This is a genomic window from Bradyrhizobium sp. CCBAU 45394, assembly GCF_028128655.1.
In the GTDB taxonomy this organism is placed as follows: Bacteria; Pseudomonadota; Alphaproteobacteria; order Rhizobiales; family Xanthobacteraceae; genus Bradyrhizobium; species Bradyrhizobium diazoefficiens.
Genome location: NZ_LBIX01000105.1, coordinates 1 through 4861, shown reverse-complemented (window position 1 = coordinate 4861; position 4861 = coordinate 1). Strand labels below are relative to the sequence as shown.

Sequence of the window (4861 nt, the reverse complement as noted above, 5' to 3'; positions counted from 1 at the left end):
TGGCAAGTCACCGCCCCGTGTCGGGCCGCGACGCCTTTGCACTTCCTGCCCTCTGAGGCAGAGGCAGCATTGTGAGCCGGCCGGTCTCACCCTTCGGACAAATCGTCCAACCAGCAGGCGGCTTCGACGTGTGGCCGGGAAAAGATCTTTCCAATCTTCTCGGGAGATTTGTTTTGATGGTATCGCATATACATGCGACCATCGTCTCCCAAATCGAGGATCTCGATCTTCCCTGTGTAGTGGGACATGATGTATTTGAATGTCTTCTGGATGCCGCTGAGACGCTGGTTGATGCCGCGCGTAATGTCTATTCCGCGGCGCAATGAAACCTGAAAGTGCGATGCGCCTTTTACCGGCCTGCCCTGAAAGAGATAATAGGGACGCACTCCAATTTGGTGACATTTGGCGAAGGTTGCCGCCAAGATCTTGGGGTCGTCGTTAACTTTCGCGAGAAGTACGGATTGATTGAGGAACTGCACGCCCAGTGCACGCAAAGCGCGAATGTTGTACTCCGCATCGGCTGAAATCTCACCGATGTGATCGAAATGCGTAACGATTATTGCTGTCTTGCCTGCATCATGGATTCGTTGGAACAAGGCCTTTAGGGCAGACTCCTCAAAGCGCTTAGGTTGATAGGCGACCATTTTTGTACCAAATCGAATTGATTCCAGATGTGTGATCGGCAGCAAGTGGTTAAGAATGCTATTGAGCTTGGTGGTGCTGAGCATGAACGGGTCGCCTCCGGATAGGAGCACGTTGTTCATCTCCGAATGGCTACCAATATATTGCGCAGCTGCAGCGATATCGGGCGCGATTTCATCGGAATCCTTGCCGACAATGCGTTTGCGAAAACAATAACGGCAGTAAGAAGCGCAGCGGTCCGTGACCAGCAGCAACCCAGTCTGAGCGTACTTGTGCTGGAGTCCGGGCACGACCGTGTTGTCGTGCTCGCCGCTCGTATCCAAGCTGCCAGGACTCTCGAACTCCTCGACAGAGGGCTCCACAACATGTTTAAGCTGCTCGTAGTAACCACTCTTGGTAATCTGTTCCCGATAAAATTTTGTAACATGATAACGCGTGATGTTGTTGACTTGCAGTTCATCATCGGTAACGACGCGTGTCCCTTCGATGAATTTCATCTCTCGCTCTCTACAATGCAGCGGATTTACGGCGCTTGTCATTAGCGTACTTGTCCCTGTTGTGATGAGCCGCGTGCACGCCTTACGGCGGTTACGCACTCATGATACGGCATAAACTCTGGATCCAAACCCACCTATTTTGGTGAAGAGTCTCGGGAGCGATATTTAGCATTGACGAAATCGACGGCGGCACAGCGTTCGTGAGCGATACAAGGTTGTGTCCCAATCGCTGCTTGTTTGTCAGGACAACACTTTATCTTCCGACAGTAGTTTTTAATCTTCCGACAGTAGATTTTACCCTCGCGGCTATGCGCTTTTTGTTCGGCTAAGCGGTCCCATCACCAGGACCCGCAGACTCGCCCGCAAACCATCGACTGGATACCCGGCGTACGAAAAAAAGGGCCGCCCCGAACGGGGCGGCCAGTGTGTGTTCGTCGCGGGAGGAAAATACGACGAACGAGATCAGCACATAGCGCGTCAGCGTCTTACCAAATTGACTGAAGTCGATTCCCGCCGCTTTCTGGACTGAACACGTCACAGCGGCACATTGCTTTCTGTATGCAGAAGAGCGCGCGTCGAAATCCGCGCGCGTCCCCTTTGCCGCTGCATAGTACCCATTTCTCGATCTTGATTGATGCAATGACTTAATATTGGCGCTGAAATTCGGCGCAGAAGGCGTGTCTCGAACGATTTCCACCCGGGCCGGCTATCTGATCTCAGCGGCGCAAGCAGCAACTCGCCGAAGCGTCGCCCCCCCCCCGGCGCATGATGACTACTCGCGAGATGGCGATCTGCATCCCTGTCAACGTCACCGATTCTGTTTGAGCTTTAGCCGGGTTGGCTTCTCCTGGCTGTGCCTCTCCGTTTCGCTGACCCTTCGATTTCCCTTGCGGCTCAACGACCCAAGTCTGACTGCCATCCCTATTCGCTAGCCTGCTGCAGAGATCCGGTCGAATTCGTGGCTTGACTCTTCAACAGCCGCCGATAGATTCCGCCAGGCCGCTTAGTCAGGGCAGCATGCGTGCCCTGCTCGGCGACGACGCCGCCATCAAACACCAGAATGCGGTCAAGGCTGCGCACCGTCGACAGGCGATGCGCGATCACAATCGAGGTGCGGCCCTTCATCAGCCGCTCCATCGCTTCTTGGATGAGGGCTTCCGATGCCGAGTCTAGGCTTGAGGTTGCCTCGTCCAGGATCAGCACCGGCGCATCCGCTAAGAATGCGCGCGCCAGCGCAATGCGCTGCCGCTCACCGCCTGATAGTTTGACGCCTCTTTCACCGACCAGCGTGCCATAGCCCCTGCGCAGCCGCAGGATGAACTCGTGCGCATTGGCAAGCCGCGCCGCCCGCTCGATCGCTCCCATACCGGCTCCGGGCCTGCTATAGGCGATGTTCTCGGCGAGCGAGCGGTGGAATAGCATCGGCTCCTGCTGCACGACCGCTATCTGGCTGCGGAGCGACTGCTGCGCGGCTAGGGCAATGTCCTGGCCGTCGATCAGAATGCGGCCGCCCGAGACGTCATAAAGCCGTTGAAGGAGCTTGACGAAGGTCGTTTTGCCGGAGCCGGAGCGGCCGACCAGCCCAATCCGCTCGCCCGCGCACACGTCAACCGATAGCTTGTCAAAGAGCGGCGCCCCGTCGCCGCCATACTGGAAAGTGACGTTGTCGAATACGATCTTACCGCCCTCAATGGCGATCGGCCTTGCATCCGGCACATCGGCAATCCCGATCGGCTCGTCATGGATTGCGACCAACTCCTCCATGTCGTCGACTGAGCGCTGGAGGTTGTTGATGTATATGCCGACTTCACGCAGATACGCGTGAATAACGTAGTAACTGGTCAGCACATAGGTGACGTCCCCGGGCGAGGCGTGCCCAGCCATCCACAGCAGTACCGCGCCGCCGATCACTGACGCCCGCAGGCACAACAGAAGCGAGTGCTGAGTCATAGCGGCGTAGTTGTAGCATAGCCAGGTTCGCCGCAGCCGCACCCGCCAACGGTTGATGATTCGGGCGAGCCGAGCATCCTCGCGCGCTTCCGCACCGAAAGATTTTACCACCGCATTGCAAGTCAGCGCATCGGCCAGCGCGCCGCCGATCCTGGTGTCCCACGCGTTGGAGACACGTGACGCAGGCGCAATATAGCGCATCGAAAATGTCATGGTAACCGCGACATAGATTGCCGTACCAATCGCGATCACGCCACCCAGCGCAGACCAATGCAGCCCAAGTAGAATCATCGAACCGACCAGTATCGTCAGGGATGGCAGCAAGGACATCAGGATGGTATTGTTGAGCAGGTCGAGGGCCCACATGCCGCGCGTGATCTTCCGCACGTTCGAACCGGCGAAAGAATTTGCGTGCCAATCGGTTGAGAACCGCTGGATGCGCATGAACGTCTCCAGCGCCACGTCCGACATTGTCTGAAGCGTGAACGGGACGATTGCCTGCAGACCTAAGATGCGCAGGATCACCGAAACCAGGCCGAGTGCGACGATGCCGCCGACGGCGGCCAGCGCCGCATGTCGCGCCGCCTGGTCGTAAGGGCCAGACGATAATGCGTCGACGAGACGGCCGGAGTAGACCGGCATGAATAAGTCGGCCGCCGTTGCACCGAGGAAGCCAACCAACACAACGGCGGTGCGGTAGGGCTGAAGCAGCCAGTGGCGGAAAACAAACTGAAGCACCGCGCGGATTGGTATGGGGCGTTTGTCAGCTAAATCAGTCATACTGCAACGCGGCCCCGCTCAGGATGGAAATCGACTCCATCTGAATTGAGCCCCGCATCGCGACGGCGCGATCGAGCACCGGCATTGTGTCGACATCCTTGACCAAGCCAGGCACTCGATGCCAACAGCCTAAGCCAATCGGACCTCGCTCCATAGCTTTCCGCCGAAGCCCGGCCGTCTCATGCAAGGGGAAACGCCTCACCTCACCACCATTAAGAGCCTTAAGAATTCGCTCCTTACAGCATCCTTCTCGAGGAAGTCCTCTCCTTCGACAGGTCACAGTCGTCTCAGAGCAGGCCCGGCAAGAAATCATGTCCAGTCTTGTTCGTAAGGCCTCCGTGCATGCGAGCGATCGGCGAGCACAAAGATGGTCCATCATGATGTTCCAGCAAAAGATAATGATCGCATTTCATGACTACACGGCGATAAGACAGCGCACCCATCAGGTGCAGCGTGGTCAGATTTATGTTGGATCTCGAAGACACGAGGGCGTTCATGTGGTGCCAGTGTCAGTCATCTCAATCAATTGCCAAGGCTAGTAGTTGACAGCGCGCAAGGTGTAGCCGGGTCGATGTGGATAGCCGGTTGCGATAGGTATAAAGATGGGCCTCGCACTAGACATTGCTCCGCGGGAATAGATATCGAACTCCATCGAGATCGAGCAACTTAGCATTCTGCAGAGCTATGAACACTTCGCCCACACGGCATCAGATTTCAGATCCCAAGGAGCTAACTGCTCCGGTAACGGGGCGGGTAGGTTTGCTGGTCCAGCCCCAGACGTCTGCCGCCCACGTGAGCATTGTAGGAAGAAGCCGGGTGCCAATCACCTAAATCATCGCTCGCCAGTCACCAGAGCCGCCGCCCTGAGACTGCGTTCAGTCATCAGAGCATCAAGTGCGACCAGGAGATTGAGATCCAGTCGTCAGGATCGCGAGCTATGCGGGAAGCTGGGTGATGACGGAGTGAGATAGGCGGCGTATCGAGGCGGGTGT

At 56.9% G+C, this 4861-nt stretch carries 2 protein-coding genes; both read right to left on the bottom strand.

Annotated features, from left to right (window positions below):
• Window positions 1-86: 86 nt before the first annotated feature.
• Window positions 87-1139, bottom strand: a complete 1053-nt coding sequence (locus WN73_RS12185) for a KamA family radical SAM protein (protein WP_271552950.1) — start codon at window positions 1137-1139, stop codon at window positions 87-89.
• A gap of 921 nt (window positions 1140-2060) precedes the next feature.
• Window positions 2061-3869, bottom strand: coding sequence for an ABC transporter ATP-binding protein (locus tag WN73_RS12180; protein WP_271552948.1), 1809 nt, complete (start codon window positions 3867-3869; stop codon window positions 2061-2063).
• Window positions 3870-4861: the final 992 nt, after the last annotated feature.

What these genes read in the sequence shown, in the direction of transcription:
- WN73_RS12185 (WP_271552950.1), bottom strand. Translation starts at nt 1,139, where the DNA reads ATGAAATTCATCGAAGGGACACGCGTCGTTACCGATGATGAACTGCAA.
- WN73_RS12180 (WP_271552948.1), bottom strand. Translation starts at nt 3,869, where the DNA reads ATGACTGATTTAGCTGACAAACGCCCCATACCAATCCGCGCGGTGCTT.